The following is a 15,444-nucleotide window of genomic DNA, read 5'->3' as shown; positions in this document are numbered from 1 at the left end:
AACAACAGGGGTGTTCTTTGAGAGACTTGTTGAATTTTTTCGATAAACCAAAAGATCCACTTTCGTTTGACGCCGTACGAGTATCGTTGGCGTCACCTGAAATGATTCGTGAATGGTCATTTGGTGAAGTTAAGAAGCCTGAAACTATTAACTATCGTACATTCAAGCCTGAACGTGATGGCTTGTTCTGTGCGAAAATCTTCGGTCCTATTAAGGATTACGAGTGCTTGTGCGGTAAGTATAAACGTATGAAGTACCGTGGCGTCGTCTGTGAAAAGTGCGGCGTTGAAGTAACACAAACGAAAGTACGCCGTGAGCGTCTTGGCCACATTGAGCTTGCAACTCCAGTTGCGCACATCTGGTTCTTGCGTTCATTGCCTTCTCGTATTGGTAACTTGCTCAACCTTTCTTTGAAAGACGTTGAAAAGGTTCTTTACTGTGAAGCTTACGTGGTGACTGATCCAATGGAAACAACATTGGAAGAAGGCCAAGTATTGACTGAAGAAGCTTACCAAGCCGCTCTTAATGAGTTCGGTCCAAGCTTCAAATCTGGCATGGGCGGTGAAGCAGTTCGTGAATTGCTTCGTAAAATCGACCCTGAGTACTTGTCTCGCAAACTTCGTATGGAAGTTAAAGAGACGAAGTCTGAAGCTGGTATCAAAAAATTGACGAAACGTTTGCGCGTTGTTGAAGCCTTCAAAGGTTCTATCAACAAGCCTGAATGGATGATGTTGGAAGCACTCCCAGTATTGCCTCCTGATCTTCGTCCGTTGGTACCACTTGATGGTGGTCGTTTCGCGACTTCAGATCTAAATGATCTCTATCGTCGTGTTATCAACCGTAACAACCGTTTGAAACGTCTTCAGGAGCTAAATGCTCCAGACATCATCATCCGCAACGAAAAACGTATGTTGCAAGAAGCGGTTGATGCCTTGTTGGATAACGGCCGTCGCGGTAAAACGTTCACGGGTCCTAACAAACGTCCTCTTCGTTCACTTTCTGACATGCTCAAAGGTAAACAAGGTCGTTTCCGTCAAAACCTTCTTGGTAAACGTGTCGACTACTCTGGTCGTTCTGTTATCGTCGTTGGTCCTACATTGAAACTTCATCAGTGTGGTCTTCCGAAGAAAATGGCACTCGAGTTGTTTAAACCATTCGTTTACAACAAACTTGAAGAAAAAGGTTTGGCGACAACGATTAAGCAAGCTAAGCGCCTTGTTGATCAAGAGACAGTCGAAGTATGGGATATCTTGGCAGACGTGGTTAAAGAACATCCAGTTCTTCTCAACCGTGCACCAACTCTTCACAGACTTGGTATCCAAGCTTTCGAACCAGTACTTCACGAAGGTAAAGCGATTCAGTTGCATCCGCTAGTCTGCGGAGCGTTCAATGCCGACTTCGACGGTGACCAAATGGCGGTTCACGTTCCATTGTCAGTTGAAGCTCAAGTTGAAGCTCGCGTTTTGATGATGTCGACTAATAACATCCTTTCTCCTGCTTCTGGTAAACCAGTCATCAATCCATCTCAAGACGTTGTCTTGGGCTTGTACTGGATGACTCGTATCCGTCCTGGAGCTAAAGGAACTGGTAAATCATTCTCTAACGTTCAAGAAGCGACTTACGCTTACGAAACAGGTCTTGTTGACTTGCAAGCGGCTTGTAAAATCCGTTTGAACGGCAAAGTTCAAGAAACTTCCGTTGGTCGTGCGATTCTTTCTGACGTTGTTCCTAAAGAGGTTCCATTCTCTGAAGTGAACACTGAGATGAATAAAAAACAAATTGCAGCGTTGATCGATAAAACGTTCCGTTTGGCTGGTGCTAAAGCGACTTGTATCTTGGCTGACAAGATCATGGAATACGGCTTCAAGTACTCAACAGCTGCGGGTATGTCTATCGGTATCGACGACATGGTTATCCCTGCGAACAAATCAGCATTGATCGCTGACGCTGAAAAACAAGTTACTGAAATTCAGCAACAGTACGATGAAGGTTTGATCACAGACGGTGAGCGCTACAATAAAGTGGTCGATATCTGGGCCCAAACGGGTGATAAGATCGCTAAAGAAGGTATGAATGCCATCGAAAAACAAACTTTCGTTGTTGATGGTAAAGAGATCGTAGGTCGTTCATTCAACCCGATCTTCATCATGGCCGACTCCGGAGCCCGTGGATCTGCGACTCAGATCCGTCAGCTCGGTGGTATGCGTGGTTTGATGGCGAAACCATCAGGCGAAATCATCGAAACTCCTATCACGGCGAACTTCCGTGAAGGTTTGACAGTTATCCAGTACTTCATTTCAACTCACGGTGCGCGTAAAGGTTTGGCCGATACTGCATTGAAAACAGCGAACTCTGGTTACTTGACTCGTCGTCTCGTAGACGTGGCTCAAGACGTTGTTGTGACTGAAACTGATTGCGGCGTTCAAGACAGCCTTGAGATCACTCCGGTTTACGAAGCGGGTGAGATCATCATGAATATCGGCGATCGTATCTTGGGCCGTACACCGTTGAAAGACGTTGTGAACCCAACGACAAACGCTGTGATCGTGAAAGCAAATCAAGAAATCACAGAAGCCGATGTGAAACGCATCGAAGAACAAGGTGTTGATAAAGTCGACATCCGTTCGGCTCTTTTGTGTAAAGCAAAACGTGGCGTGTGCGTGAAGTGTTACGGCCGTGACTTGGCTCGTGGTGCGACGGTGAACCTTGGTGAAACTGTTGGTATCATCGCAGCTCAATCTATCGGTGAGCCTGGTACTCAGTTGACGATGAGAACGTTCCACTTGGGTGGTGCGGCTTCTCGTGCGGTTGAACAATCAGTTCACACTTCTCGTTACGACGGTACTATTAAATTTGACAACGTTCATGCAGTGACAAACCGTAATGGTAAATTGACTGTGATGAATCGTAACGGTTCAGTCCTTGTTATCGATGACACTGGTCGCGAGAGAGAAAATTTCAAACTCGTGTACGGTGCTGTGGTTAACTTCAAAGAGGGCGACAAAGTTAACAAAGGTCAAACTGTAGCTGAGTGGGATCCATATTCGAATCCAATCATCGCAGAGGTTTCTGCGAAGGTTCAATACCAAGATATCGAAGAAGGTTCTACAATGCAGGAGCAAGTCGACGCGGTAACTGGTTTCGCGACTAAAGTTATCATGGAGTCTAAATCTTCTGACATTAAGCCGACAGTATTCTTGACTGACGGAAACGGTAAAGTCTTGAATCTTCCAGGCCGTGAAATCCCTGCTCGTTACTTGATCCCAGTTGGGGCTCAGTTGCTAGTGGCGGACGGTCAAGAGATTCATGCCGGTGACGTTATTGCGAAGATGCATCGTGAAGCTTCGAAAACGAAGGACATCACGGGTGGTCTACCGCGCGTTGCTGAATTGTTTGAAGCTCGTAAACCGAAAGAAGCAGCTATCATCTCTGAGATCGATGGTTATGTGACATTCGGTAAAGACGTGAAAGGTAAACAACGTGTGATCGTAACTCCTGAAGTGGGTGAGCAAAAAGAATACCTCATCCCTAAAGGTAAGCACGTTGCTGTAAGAGAAGGTGAGTACGTAAGAGCCGGTGAGGCTTTGATGGATGGTCCAACAAATCCTCATGACATTCTGGCGGTTCTAGGTGCGAAGGCCCTATCTGCATACCTTGTGAATGAAATCCAAGAAGTTTACCGACTTCAAGGGGTTGTCATCAACGACAAGCACATCGAAGTGATTGTTCGTCAAATGCTCCGTAAGGTTGAAATCCGCGATCCAGGCGACAGCCGTTTCTTGGCTGGCGAGCAAGTCGAAAGATACGCTTACGAAGAAGAAAATGATCGTTTGAACCGCGAGGGTGGCCAACCTGCAACTTGCAGCCCACTTCTTTTGGGTATTACGAAAGTTTCTTTGAGCACAGACAGCTGGATTTCTGCAGCTTCCTTCCAAGAAACTACGAAAGTTTTGACAGAAGCAGCGATTAATTCTCGTACAGACTTCTTACGTGGTCTGAAAGAGAACATCATTATGGGTCGCTTGATCCCTGCGGGAACAGGTTTGACTTCATACAAACGCTGGAAAGTAGCTGTAGCTGAAGACGACGACACTGAATACGTGGCATTGCCAGGTATGGGATCGTCTGCTCATCCACAGGGCTAATTCGATGTAAAAAGCACAGGGAGAGGACCTCACGCCTTTCCCTGAATGTAAAAATTAACAACAAAGTCTTGACCCGGGCGGATACGGGCTGTAAGTTCCACCGTCCAGGACTCTGAATAATTGTTTTATAGGGGTATTAAAGTGCCAACAATTAACCAGCTCATCAAAAGTGAGCGTATCGTTCAAAAGAACCAAACAAAATCGCCAGCATTGGCGAATTGCCCTCAACGCCGTGGTGTTTGCACTCGTGTATACACGACAACTCCAAAGAAACCGAACTCCGCTCTTCGTAAAGTAGCAAAAGTTCGTTTGTCTAACGGTTTTGAAGTTATCTCTTACATCCCAGGTATCGGACACAACCTCCAAGAGCATAGCGTTGTTCTTATTCGTGGTGGTCGTGTGAAGGACTTGCCGGGTGTTCGTTACCACATCGTTCGCGGTGTACTTGATCTTCAAGGTGTAAACGGACGTCTACGTGGTCGTTCTAAATACGGTACTAAGAGACCTAAGAAATAAAGGAAATTGACACATGTCACGTCGTAAAAAGACCTTTAAAAGAGAAGTAATTCCAGATCCAGTTTTCAAAGATCTAGTTATTGCTAAATTCGTTAACAAAATGATGATTCAAGGTAAAAAGGCAACTGCACAGAAGCTTTTCTACGGAGCTCTTGAAGAGCTTAAAGGAAAAGTTCCTAATGAAGAGCCTCTTGCTATCTTCAAAAAAGCGATCGAGAACGTAAAACCTTCTATCGAAGTTCGTTCACGTCGCGTAGGTGGAGCTACTTACCAAGTTCCTGTAGATGTTCGTCCATCACGTCGTTTGGCTTTGGCTATGCGTTGGTTGGTTGAATACTCTCGCGAGCGCGGTGAGAAAGACTTCTCTAAACGTTTGGCTGCTGAGTTCATGGACGCGTACAACAATAGAGGTAACTCTATTAAGAAGAAAGACGACGTTCACAGAATGGCTGAGTCTAACAAGGCATTCTCTCACTACAATTGGTAATCTAGTTTCATGTCAGCTAAAGATCCTAAAGTTGTAGCTGATCTGAAGTACACTCGTAATATCGGCATCATGGCTCACATCGATGCCGGTAAGACGACCACCACCGAACGAATCCTTTACTACACAGGTAAAAGTCATAAAATCGGCGAAGTTCATGATGGCGATGCCACCATGGACTGGATGGTTCAAGAGCAAGAACGTGGTATCACTATCACGTCTGCCGCGACCATGGCGTTCTGGAAAGATCATCGTATCAACATCATCGACACTCCCGGGCACGTTGACTTCACTATTGAAGTTGAGCGTTCTTTGCGCGTTCTTGATGGTGCGATTGCGGTTTTCGACGGTGTGAATGGTGTAGAGCCTCAGTCAGAAACAGTTTGGCGACAAGCTGACAAATACAAAGTTCCACGTATCTGTTTCATCAATAAGATGGACCGCGTGGGTGCAGACTTTGTGATGTCTGTTGGTACAATCAAAGACAAACTCAATGGCAATCCAATCCCAGTTCAAGTTCCAATCGGTATGGAAGATTCTTTCCGTGGCGTTGTGGATTTGCTTGAAAACCGTGCTTACGTTTGGGACGTATCTGGAAAAGGCGATCAATTCGAAGTTACCGATGTTCCTAATGACATGCAGGCGGACGTACAGCGTTTCCGCACTGAAGTTATTGAGAAGATCGTTGAGTTCGAAGACGCTCTTATGGAGAAATATTTGAACGGTGAAGAAGTGTCTGTGGCAGAGCTAAAAGCAGCTTTGCGTTCAGCAACTCTTTCATTGAAAGCTGTTCCGGTATTTTGTGGTGCGGCCTTCAAAAATAAAGGTGTTCAGCCTTTGCTTGATGGGGTTATTGACTATCTTCCATCTCCGATCGAAGTTCCTGCAATCGTGGGTCACGACCCAGAAAAGCCGGAAAAAGAAATCGTTTGTAAAACAGATTTCGATGCTCATGTTGCTGCATTGGCGTTCAAAATCGCCAATGATCCTTTTGCCGGCACATTGACGTATATTCGTGTGTATTCAGGCGCGGTCAAAGTTGGCGATCAACTTTTGAATCCACGTACTCAGAAAAAAGAGCGCATCCAAAAACTTGTGAAAATGCACGCTAACTCGCGCGAAGAAATCACCGAGCTTAAAGCGGGTGATATCGGTGCTGTTGTAGGTTTAAAATTCACAGGTACAGGTGACACTCTTTGTGAAACATCACATTCAGTTGTTCTTGAATCTATTACTTTCCCAGAGCCAGTGATCTCGGTTGCGATTGAAGCGAAGTCTTCAGCGGACCAAGAAAAAATGCTCGCAGGTCTTGCGAAACTTGAGAAGGAAGACCCTTCTTCGCGTTTGCGTACAGATCCAGAGACAGGACAAATTCTTTTGTCTGGTATGGGAGAGCTTCACTTAGAAATTCTCGTTGACCGTCTTTTGCGTGAACACAAGGTTCAAGCGAATGTCGGTAAGCCGCAAGTTTCCTATAGAGAAACAATCACTGTCCCGGCAACAGCGACTCACACTTATGAGCGCGAAATTGCAGGTGAGGCGAACTATGCTCAGGTCACTCTTTCGATCGAGCCGGTTCATCAAGGTGAAGGTGTTGTATTTGTAAATAAAGTTTCCCTTACTAAAGACTTCACAGCTCCGTTGCTAAAAGCCGTTGAGAGCGGTTTCAAAGAAGCGGCAGAGGTAGGTCCTTTGGCAAGTTACTCAATGATTGGAATCAAAGGAACTCTCACTTCCATTGATATCCGTCCGGAAGCCGCCCATGAGATGGCCTTTAAAGCCGCATCTTCATTGGCATTCCGAGATGCTGTAAAAAATGCAAATGTTGAGTTGTTGGAACCTGTGTTCAAAGTGGAAGTCAGTTGCCCTGACGAATTCGTAGGTAACGTGGTAGGTGACCTTAATGCCCGCCGCGGAAAAATCTTGTCTATGAATGTAAAACAGGGTGGAGGTCAGGTGATCTCCGCTGAGGCCCCTTTGGCGTCCCTCTTTGGCTATGCGACGGATGTGCGCAGTTTGAGTCAGGGGCGAGCAAGTTTCAGTATGGAATTCTTGGAGTATTCAGTCGTACCACCGAAGGTCAAAAACGAAATTCTCCACAAAATGGGAAGATATTAAAAAATTAATAATTTCCCTTTGACAAAGTATTTTGGGTTGCGCATACTCGCGCACTCATAGCGTCTAAATCTACAAAAAACCCCCCGCGCTGAGCATCAGGCCGCAAGGGCTAAACCGGGGTACGTTTTCGATGGGATAATTGACGTGTGCGAAGAAGAATTTACTAGTAATTACGATACTTTATAAACAGAAGAAGAGTGTCTATATATGCAAAGTCAAAAGATTAGAATCAGATTGAAGGCTTTCGATCATAAATTGCTTGATCAATCTACAAAAGAAATCGTCGAGACTGCTCGTCGTACTGGCGCAAAAGTTGCGGGACCAATTCCATTGCCAACTCGCATCAACCGTTTCACGGTTTTGCGTTCTCCTCACGTTGATAAAAAATCTCGTGAGCAGTTCGAGATCAGAACTCATAAACGTATGTTGGATATTTTGGAACCCACTCAACAGACTGTCGATCAGCTAATGAAACTCGACCTCTCTGCTGGTGTGGATGTTGAAATTAAATTGTCGGCTATCTAATAGGAGTCCGTCGTGAGTGAAACTACAGAAAAAAATTCTGCGCAGGGCTTAAAGCTGAACGGCCTCTACGCATTCAAAGAAGGTATGGCTACTGTTTACAATGAACAGGGCGAAGCTGTGCCTGTAACTGTTCTTCGTTATGAGCCTTGGTTTGTATCACAAATCAAAACTAACGAAGTTGATGGTTACGAAGCTGTTCAGTTGGCTTGTCATCCAAAGAAAGCTAAAAATTCAAACAAAGCTGAACAAGGTCACTTGGCAAAAGCTAACTTTGAAAATGGCGCTCAGTTCGTAAAAGAACTTCGTCAAGCTCTTCCAGAGGGTGTAACTCTTGGAGCTCAAGTATCTATCGATTCTTTGACTAAAGGTGATGTTGTAAAACTCACTTCTAAATCAAAAGGTAAAGGTTTTGCTGGCTCAGTGAAACGTTGGGGTTTCGCAGGTGGTCCTGCTTCCCACGGTTCTAAATTCCACCGTCGTCCGGGTTCTTCTGGTAACAGAACATGGCCAGGTCGCGTAATGCCAGGTAAAAAATTCCCGGGTCACTTGGGTGCTGAAACAGTAACAGTTAAAAACGTAGAGATCGTCGATATTATCGCGTCTGAAAACGTTGTTATGGTAAAAGGCCCTGTTCCTGGTGCCCGCAACACTTTGGTTAAATTGGTGAAGGCATAATTATGGCAACAGTAAATGTACTTAACTGGAAAAAAGAAAAAGTAGGGTCTGTAGACCTAGCTGCAGACGTGTTCGAAGCTTCTGTTAAAAAAGAAGTTCTTCACACTGTAGTTCAATGGCAATTGGCTAGCCGTCGCCAAGGTACTCACATGACTAAAACAAAAGGTCTTGTGAGCGGTGGTGGTAAAAAGCCATTCAAACAAAAAGGTACTGGTGGAGCTCGTCAAGGTTCTAGCCGTTCTATCTTGATGCCTGGTGGTGGTACTGCTTTCGGTCCACAACCTCGTAGCTATGCATTTGTTTTGCCGAAAAAAATCCGTCGTTTAGGTTTGAGCATGGCTCTTTCTCACCTTCAAAAAGAAGGCAAGTTGTTCGTAGTAGACAGCATGCAATCTGAAGGTAAAACTGCTGAGCTTAGCAAACGTTTGAAAGCATTCGGTTTGAAAAAAGCTGTTTTGGTTGATGCTAGCGTTGATGAAAAATTCAGCCGTGCAGCTCGCAACATGCCAGAATTCAAATACTTCCCAGTTGAAGGTTTGAACGTTTTTGACTTGTTGAAATACGATGCTGCGATCATCACTAAAGAATCTGTAGCAAAAATCGTGAACCGTTGCTCATTGGAGAACGCGTAATGAAACAAGTAATTAAAGCACCTCTCGTTACTGAGAAAAACACATTCCACAACGCAGCTGGCGTTTATGTTTTCGAAGTTGATGTTAAATCATCAAAAACAGAAATCAAAACAGCTGTTGAGAAGAACTTCAAAGTGAAAGTTGACAGTGTTAGAACTAGCATCTGCCGCGGTCACTCGAAGCAAACTAAATTTGGATTAACAAAGGTTCCTTACTGGAAGAAAGCTTACGTAAAACTTTCTGAAGGTGAGAAAATCGCTCTTTTTGAGGGAGTATAAAGATGGGTATTAGAACATTCGCCCCACGCTCTCATGGTCGCAGAGGAATGACAGGTTTCGATTTCTCTGAAATTACAAAGACAACTCCTGAGAAGTCTTTACTTGCTCCTTTGAAAAAACAAGGCGCGAGAAACAACCACGGTCAAATCACTATGCGCCACCACGGTGGTGGTCATAAAAGAAAATACCGTTTGGTAGACTTCAAAAGAAATAAACTTGAAGTATCTGCAAAAGTCGTTGCGATCGAATACGATCCAAACAGAACTTGCCGTATCGCTTTGATCTCTTACATGGATGGTGAAAAAGCATACATCATCGCTCCAGTAGGTTTGAACGTTGGTGATACTGTTTCTTCTTCTGACAAAGCCGATATCAAACCAGGTAACTCGCTTACTTTGGCAGCTATCCCAGTTGGTACAGTGATTCACAATATCGAATTGCGCCCTGGTAAAGGTGGTCAAATCTGTCGCGGTGCTGGTGCATCTGCAACTCTAGCTGGTAAAGGTGAATTGTACTGCCAAGTACGTATGCCTTCTGGTGAGTTGAAACAAGTTCTTTCAGTTTGCCGCGCTTCAATCGGGCAAGTTGGAAACACTGACAATGAAAATATCGCTCTTGGTAAAGCTGGTCGCTCTCGTTGGAGAGGTATCCGTCCTACAGTTCGCGGTATGGCTATGAACCCGGTTGACCATCCTCTTGGTGGTGGTGAAGGTGTGGGTAAAGGTCATCACCCTGTGACTCCTTGGGGTCAACCTTGTAAGGGTTATAAGACTAGACATAACAAGCGCACTGATTCGTCAATTATTAAGAGACGTAAGTAGGAGTAAAACGTGGCACGCTCAATTAAAAAAGGTCCATTTGTCGATACTCATCTTCAAAAGAAGATCGACCATGCGATCGAGAAAAATGATAAAAAAGTTATTAAAACTTGGTCACGCCGCTCAACAATTCTTCCAGAGACTATCGGACTTACGTTCGCAGTTCATAATGGTAGAAAGTTTGTTCCAGTGTACATCACTGAGAACATGATTGGTCACAAACTCGGTGAGTTTGCTCCAACAAGAACTTTCCACGGTCATGCTGAGAAAAAAGCCGCTGCTCCTGCTGCTGCGAAGAAATAATAGAGGTTGATTATGGAAGTTAAAGCAAGCTTGAAATACGCAAGAGTTGGCGCTCAGAAAGCAAGATTGGTTGTTGACCTTGTTCGCGGTAAAGACGTGAACGAAGCAGTTAAAACTCTTACTTTCTTGAACAAAAAAACTGCTGGCATGGTTAAGAAATTGATCGAATCAGCAGTAGCAAACGCAGAATACAAAAAGGTTATGGATGTAGATAATCTTTATGTTAAGGCAATTTGGGTTGACCAAGGGCCTGTACTTAAGAGATTCCGTCCTCGCGCTCAAGGCCGCGCGTTCGGTGTTCGCAAGAAAACCAGCCACATTAACGTCGTACTTGAGGAGAAATAGTCGTGGGACAAAAGGTTAATCCTATTGGTTTACGTGTTGGTGTTATCAGAACTTGGGACTCTCGCTGGTATGCGAAGGGTAACCAATATTTCGAAAATATCCACGAAGACATCCGCTTAAGAAAATACTTGAAAAACAAGCTTAAGCACGCGGGTGTTGCGAAAATTGAAATGGAACGTGCAGCGAAGAAGATTAAAATCATCATCTCTACTGCTCGTCCAGGTGTTGTAATTGGTAAAAAAGGTACTGGTATTGACGCTCTTAAAGCGGAAGTTCAAAAACTTACACCCAACGAAGTTTTCTTGAGCATCCAAGAAGTGCGCAAGCCAGACCTCGATGCTCAGCTCGTTGCTGAGAGCATTGCTCAACAACTTGAGAAACGTATCTCTTGGAGAAGAGCTCTTAAAAAATCTATTGCAGCTGCGATCAAAGGCGGCGTGAGAGGTATCAAGATCCGTGTTTCTGGTCGTCTTGATGGTGCTGAGATTGCTCGTTCAGAGTGGTACAATGAGAAGAGCGTTCCTCTTCATACATTGCGTGCAGATATCGACTACGGTACTGCAGAAGCTTTGACAGCATACGGAATCATCGGATTGAAAGTATGGATCTATAAAGGCGATATCTTATCTGCTCGCGAAGTTGAGGAGGCAGGTCGTGTTAAGTCCTAAAAGAGTAAAATGGCGTAAACAATTTGTAGGCCGTGCTACAGGATTTGCTGTTAGAGGCGCTAACTTGGACTTTGGAGATTTCGGTCTTCAAGCAGTCGAAGAAGGTCGCTTGACAGCACGTCAACTAGAAGCAGGTCGTATTGCTATCTCCCGTTCAGTAAAGCGTGGTGGTAAAATTTGGTGCCGTGTGTTCCCAAACATCCCGGTAACTAAAAAACCAGCTGAAACACGTATGGGTAGCGGTAAAGGTAACCCTGAATTGTGGGTTGCACGTGTTCTTCCTGGAAAGATCCTTTTCGAGATGAACGGTGTTACTCGTGAACAGGCAAAAGAAGCATTTGAACGTGCAGCTCATAAGCTTCCTTTCAAAACTCGTTTCTTGGCGAGGGAGTAGTTAGATATGAAATTCCAAGAGATCAAAGATCTTTCTGTAGTTGAATTGAAAAAGAAGAGAGCTGCGCTTAGCGAAGAATTATTCCAAGCGCGTATTAAGAACTCAATTGGTCAACTTTCAAACCCAATTGAGATCCGCAATCTTCGTCGTAACATCGCAAAAATTAATACAGCGATCGTTAAAAAAGTGGCGAGATAGGATAGAATATGGCGACAGAAACTAATACTAGAGGCCGTAAAATTGAAGTGGTAGGAGAGGTTATCTCTGACAAGATGGATAAAACCATCTCTGTTCTAATCTACCGTATGGTTAAACACGCAAAATACGGAAAGTATGTTAAGAAGACTTCTGTGTTCAAAGCTCACGACGAAAAAAACCAAGCTAAAATTGGTGACATCGTTAAGATCCGCGAAACACGTCCACTTAGCAAAACAAAGCGTTGGGCTTTGGCTGAAATCGTAGAAACAGCAAAAGGATAGGGAGCAGAATATGATTCAAATGCAAACTAGACTTAATGTTGCAGACAACTCTGGCGCGAAAGAAGTAATGTGCGTTAAGGTCCTTGGTGGATCTAAACGTCGTTTCGCTTCTATCGGTGACGTTATCGTTGTTTCTATTAAAGAAGCTCTTCCAAACGCAAAAGTAAAAAAAGGCGACGTAGCAAAAGCTGTTGTTGTTAGAACTGTACAAAAATTGCGTCGTCCAGATGGATCTTACATCCGTTTTGATGATAACTCTGCAGTTTTGATCAACGCTTCTAAAGAGCCAATCGGAACTCGTATCTTTGGACCAGTAGCGAGAGAGTTGAGAGCGAAGCAATTCGTGAAAATCGTCTCTTTGGCTCCTGAAGTTCTTTAAGAGGTGTGATGTGAATCGTTTACAGAACAAATACAATAAAGAAATTGCTCCAAGTTTGAAAACAAAATTGGGCGCAAAAAACGTAATGCAAGTTCCTCGTCTAGAGAAAATCACTTTGAGCGTTTGCTTGAGTGAAGCAGTTCAAAATCCAAAAATTTTGAACACAGTAGTTGACGAGATTACTGCAATCACGGGTCAAAAAGCTGTTATCACTAAAGCTAAAAAAGCGATCTCTAACTTTAAATTGCGCGCTGGCATCCCTATCGGTGTTCGCGTGACTTTGAGAAGAGAGAGAATGTGGTCGTTCCTTGATCGTTTGAACACTTTGGCTCTTCCACGCGTACGTGACTTCCGTGGTTTGCCAAATAAAGGTTTCGACGGCCGTGGTAACTACAACATGGGCTTGAAAGAGCAGATCGTGTTCCCGGAAATTAACTACGATCGCGTAGATAAAGTTCGTGGTATGAACATCACTATCTGTACAACTGCACAAAACGATACCGAAGGCAGAGCGCTTCTTGAAGCACTTGGTATGCCTTTCAGAAAGTAAGAGAGGTGTCAATTGGCTCGTAAAGCAAGTATTGAAAAAAACAACAAACGTAAAGAACTAGCTAAGCGATACGCTCAGTACAGAAAACAGTTGAGAGAGACTGCTGTTAACATGAAGCTTTCTGATGAAGAACGCGACCAAGCTCGCAAAAAACTTCAAAATCTTCGTCGCGACACTTCTATGAACCGCGTAATCACTCGTTGTGAACTTTCTGGTCGCCCTCGTGGTAACTACAGAAAATTCGGATTGTCCAGAATTGCGTTCCGTGCACTTGCCCTAGACGGTAAATTGCCTGGCGTAACTAAGGCTAGCTGGTAAGAGGTTAAGAATGGATACAATTTCTCAATTTCTAACAATGATCAGAAACGCTGGTGCTTCTAAGCACGAAAAAGTGGATCTTCCAGCTTCTAAGATGAGAGCAGGTATTGCTCAAATCCTAGTTAACGAAGGTTACATCCGTAGCTTTAAAGTAGCGAAAGACAGCAAACAAGGCATCATGCGTGTTTACTTGAAATACGATGAAGCTGGTAACCATGCTATCACTGCTATCGATAAAGTGAGCAAACCTGGTCGTAGAGTTTATGTTAAATCTGACAGTATTCCGACTGTTCGTTCTGGAATGGGTATGACTATTCTTAGCACGTCAAAAGGAATCATGAGCGGGAAGCAAGCAGCTGATCAAAAAATCGGCGGCGAATTGCTTTGCGCACTTTGGTAAGAGGTGATTTATGTCGCGTATTGGTAAAGCACCCGTAATTTTTGATAACACAGTTCAAGTGTCTGTTTCACCTGCTAACGAAATTACAGTTAAAGGTGCAAAGAGCTCACTTAAAATTGCAATGCAACCTCAGATCTCTGCTAAGGTCGAAGGTAACAAAGTTGTTTTGACTCGCAACGTGGAGACTAAAGAGGCTCGTGGCCTTCATGGTCTTTACAGAGCGTTGTTGCAAAACGCAGTTATCGGTTTGACTAAAGGTTTCCACAGAGGTTTGGAACTTCAAGGTGTTGGATATCGTGCAAACGTAGCTGGTAAAAAGTTGGAGCTTTCTTTGGGCTTCTCTCACCCAGTTATCTTCGACATCCCTGAAGGCATCGAAATTAAAGTCGACAAGCAAACTAACTTGATGATCTCCGGCGCAAGCAAGGAACTAGTTGGTCAGGTTGCAGCGAAAATTCGCTCATTCCGTCCACCAGAGCCTTACCTTGGTAAAGGTGTTCGTTACGCTGGTGAGCAAATCAGACGTAAAGCCGGTAAGTCTGCTGGTAAATAATTGAGGTAATATATGAAACTTAAAATTAGTAAGCACACTAGTGATAGAAAAGCGAATCGCCTCAAGAAGAAAATCAGAATCCGTAAAACAGTTCACGGTACTGATGAAAGACCTCGTCTTTGCGTATTCAGAAGCGGTAAGCACATGTATGCGCAAATCATCAACGACGTAACTGGTACAACTGTTTTGACTGTTTCTTCTCTTGGAAAAGATGACAAGAAAACAGGCATCGAGATGGCTAAATTCGTTGGCGTTGAAGTTGCGAAAGCAGCTACTGCTAAGAACATCAAAAACGTAGTTTTTGATCGTAATGGTTACTTGTACCATGGACGTGTGAAATCTCTTGCGGAGGGCGCTCGCGAGGGCGGCCTTAATTTCTAAGGAGTGATGTGTGGAGAAAGTTCAAACTACTACTGCTGCTGAACTAGAAGAACGTGTAGTCGCTATCAACCGTGTAACAAAAGTTGTTAAGGGTGGTCGTCGCTTCTCTTTCGCTGCTCTTGTTGTCGTTGGTAACAAAGCGGGAGACGTTGGTTTCGGTTCAGGTAAAGCTGGTGAAGTTCCTGAGGCAATTGGTAAAGCTAGCCGTTCTGCAAAGAAATCAGCTAAGTCTGTTTCTTTGAAAGATGGTCGCACAATCCCTCACGAAGTAATCGGTAAATTCGGCGCTGCTAAAGTTATCATGAAGCCTGCGGCTCCTGGTACTGGTGTTATCGCTGGTGGTGCTGTTCGTGCGGTTCTTGAGTCTGTTGGGGTAAAAGATATTCTTACGAAATGCGTAGGAACTCGTAACCCTCACAACGCTGTAAGAGCAACAATCGACGGCTTGAAACAGTTGAAACAACTGTAAGATTTGGTGGATTA

At 44.2% G+C, this 15,444-nt stretch carries 22 protein-coding genes; all 22 read left to right on the top strand.

What is annotated here, in order from left to right:
* Positions 1-17 precede the first annotated feature (17 nt).
* The 22 genes from rpoC (at position 18) to rpsE (ending at position 15,430) form a co-directional block, all read left to right on the top strand.
* A complete protein-coding gene (gene rpoC, locus ACLWOR_RS02860) occupies positions 18-4,145 on the top strand; it encodes a DNA-directed RNA polymerase subunit beta' (protein WP_413939159.1) in 4,128 nt (1,375 codons plus the stop codon).
* 141 nt (positions 4,146-4,286) lie between these two features.
* Positions 4,287-4,661, top strand: coding sequence for a 30S ribosomal protein S12 (rpsL, locus tag ACLWOR_RS02855; RefSeq protein WP_413939158.1), 375 nt, complete (start codon positions 4,287-4,289; stop codon positions 4,659-4,661).
* A 13-nt stretch (positions 4,662-4,674) separates the two neighbouring features.
* Positions 4,675-5,148: a 30S ribosomal protein S7 gene (rpsG, locus tag ACLWOR_RS02850; protein ID WP_413939157.1), complete on the top strand. Its 474-nt coding sequence runs from the start codon at positions 4,675-4,677 to the stop codon at positions 5,146-5,148.
* Positions 5,149-5,157: 9 nt separating this feature from the next.
* Positions 5,158-7,263 (top strand): elongation factor G, encoded by a 2,106-nt coding sequence (fusA, locus tag ACLWOR_RS02845; protein WP_413939156.1) that lies wholly within the window; start codon positions 5,158-5,160, stop codon positions 7,261-7,263.
* 207 nt (positions 7,264-7,470) lie between these two features.
* Complete coding sequence (rpsJ, locus tag ACLWOR_RS02840; RefSeq protein WP_413939155.1) at positions 7,471-7,788, top strand: 30S ribosomal protein S10; 318 nt, start codon at positions 7,471-7,473, stop codon at positions 7,786-7,788.
* Positions 7,789-7,800: 12 nt separating this feature from the next.
* Positions 7,801-8,463 (top strand): 50S ribosomal protein L3, encoded by a 663-nt coding sequence (gene rplC / locus ACLWOR_RS02835; RefSeq protein WP_413939154.1) that lies wholly within the window; start codon positions 7,801-7,803, stop codon positions 8,461-8,463.
* Positions 8,464-8,465: 2 nt separating this feature from the next.
* Positions 8,466-9,095 (top strand): 50S ribosomal protein L4, encoded by a 630-nt coding sequence (gene rplD / locus ACLWOR_RS02830; protein ID WP_413939153.1) that lies wholly within the window; start codon positions 8,466-8,468, stop codon positions 9,093-9,095.
* Positions 9,095-9,373: a 50S ribosomal protein L23 gene (rplW, locus tag ACLWOR_RS02825; RefSeq protein ID WP_413939152.1), complete on the top strand. Its 279-nt coding sequence runs from the start codon at positions 9,095-9,097 to the stop codon at positions 9,371-9,373. Before rplD ends, rplW begins: the two co-directional genes overlap by 1 nt.
* A gap of 2 nt (positions 9,374-9,375) precedes the next feature.
* Complete coding sequence (gene rplB, locus ACLWOR_RS02820; protein ID WP_413939151.1) at positions 9,376-10,194, top strand: 50S ribosomal protein L2; 819 nt, start codon at positions 9,376-9,378, stop codon at positions 10,192-10,194.
* 9 nt (positions 10,195-10,203) lie between these two features.
* Positions 10,204-10,494, top strand: a complete 291-nt coding sequence (gene rpsS / locus ACLWOR_RS02815; protein WP_413939150.1) for a 30S ribosomal protein S19 — start codon at positions 10,204-10,206, stop codon at positions 10,492-10,494.
* Between the two features lie 12 nt (positions 10,495-10,506).
* Complete coding sequence (rplV, locus tag ACLWOR_RS02810) at positions 10,507-10,839, top strand: 50S ribosomal protein L22 (protein WP_063204857.1); 333 nt, start codon at positions 10,507-10,509, stop codon at positions 10,837-10,839.
* A 2-nt stretch (positions 10,840-10,841) separates the two neighbouring features.
* Positions 10,842-11,507, top strand: coding sequence for a 30S ribosomal protein S3 (gene rpsC, locus ACLWOR_RS02805; protein WP_413939149.1), 666 nt, complete (start codon positions 10,842-10,844; stop codon positions 11,505-11,507).
* Positions 11,494-11,901 (top strand): 50S ribosomal protein L16, encoded by a 408-nt coding sequence (gene rplP, locus ACLWOR_RS02800; protein ID WP_413939148.1) that lies wholly within the window; start codon positions 11,494-11,496, stop codon positions 11,899-11,901. Before rpsC ends, rplP begins: the two co-directional genes overlap by 14 nt.
* Positions 11,902-11,907: 6 nt before the next feature.
* Positions 11,908-12,099 carry a 50S ribosomal protein L29 gene (gene rpmC / locus ACLWOR_RS02795; protein ID WP_413939147.1) on the top strand — a complete coding sequence of 64 codons (192 nt, stop codon included), beginning with the start codon at positions 11,908-11,910 and terminating at the stop codon, positions 12,097-12,099.
* An 8-nt stretch (positions 12,100-12,107) separates the two neighbouring features.
* Entirely contained in the window at positions 12,108-12,380 is a 273-nt protein-coding gene (gene rpsQ / locus ACLWOR_RS02790; RefSeq protein ID WP_413939146.1) for a 30S ribosomal protein S17, read from the top strand.
* 10 nt (positions 12,381-12,390) lie between these two features.
* Entirely contained in the window at positions 12,391-12,759 is a 369-nt protein-coding gene (gene rplN, locus ACLWOR_RS02785; RefSeq protein WP_413939145.1) for a 50S ribosomal protein L14, read from the top strand.
* 10 nt (positions 12,760-12,769) lie between these two features.
* Positions 12,770-13,309: a 50S ribosomal protein L5 gene (gene rplE / locus ACLWOR_RS02780; protein ID WP_413939144.1), complete on the top strand. Its 540-nt coding sequence runs from the start codon at positions 12,770-12,772 to the stop codon at positions 13,307-13,309.
* A 12-nt stretch (positions 13,310-13,321) separates the two neighbouring features.
* Positions 13,322-13,627 (top strand): 30S ribosomal protein S14, encoded by a 306-nt coding sequence (rpsN, locus tag ACLWOR_RS02775; RefSeq protein ID WP_413939143.1) that lies wholly within the window; start codon positions 13,322-13,324, stop codon positions 13,625-13,627.
* Positions 13,628-13,637: 10 nt separating this feature from the next.
* Positions 13,638-14,027: a 30S ribosomal protein S8 gene (gene rpsH / locus ACLWOR_RS02770; protein ID WP_413939142.1), complete on the top strand. Its 390-nt coding sequence runs from the start codon at positions 13,638-13,640 to the stop codon at positions 14,025-14,027.
* Positions 14,028-14,037: 10 nt separating this feature from the next.
* Entirely contained in the window at positions 14,038-14,580 is a 543-nt protein-coding gene (gene rplF, locus ACLWOR_RS02765) for a 50S ribosomal protein L6 (protein WP_413939141.1), read from the top strand.
* A gap of 12 nt (positions 14,581-14,592) precedes the next feature.
* Positions 14,593-14,961 carry a 50S ribosomal protein L18 gene (gene rplR, locus ACLWOR_RS02760; protein ID WP_413939140.1) on the top strand — a complete coding sequence of 123 codons (369 nt, stop codon included), beginning with the start codon at positions 14,593-14,595 and terminating at the stop codon, positions 14,959-14,961.
* Between the two features lie 10 nt (positions 14,962-14,971).
* The gene (rpsE, locus tag ACLWOR_RS02755) at positions 14,972-15,430 is read left to right on the top strand and encodes a 30S ribosomal protein S5 (protein WP_413939139.1); all 459 of its coding nucleotides are present in this window, start codon (positions 14,972-14,974) and stop codon (positions 15,428-15,430) included.
* The last annotated feature ends 14 nt before the right edge of the window (positions 15,431-15,444 follow it).

Origin of the sequence: Bdellovibrio sp. HCB2-146, from assembly GCF_047345725.1 — a bacterium.
Classification (GTDB): domain Bacteria; phylum Bdellovibrionota; class Bdellovibrionia; order Bdellovibrionales; family Bdellovibrionaceae; genus Bdellovibrio.
This window is presented reverse-complemented; position numbering and strand designations above follow the sequence as displayed.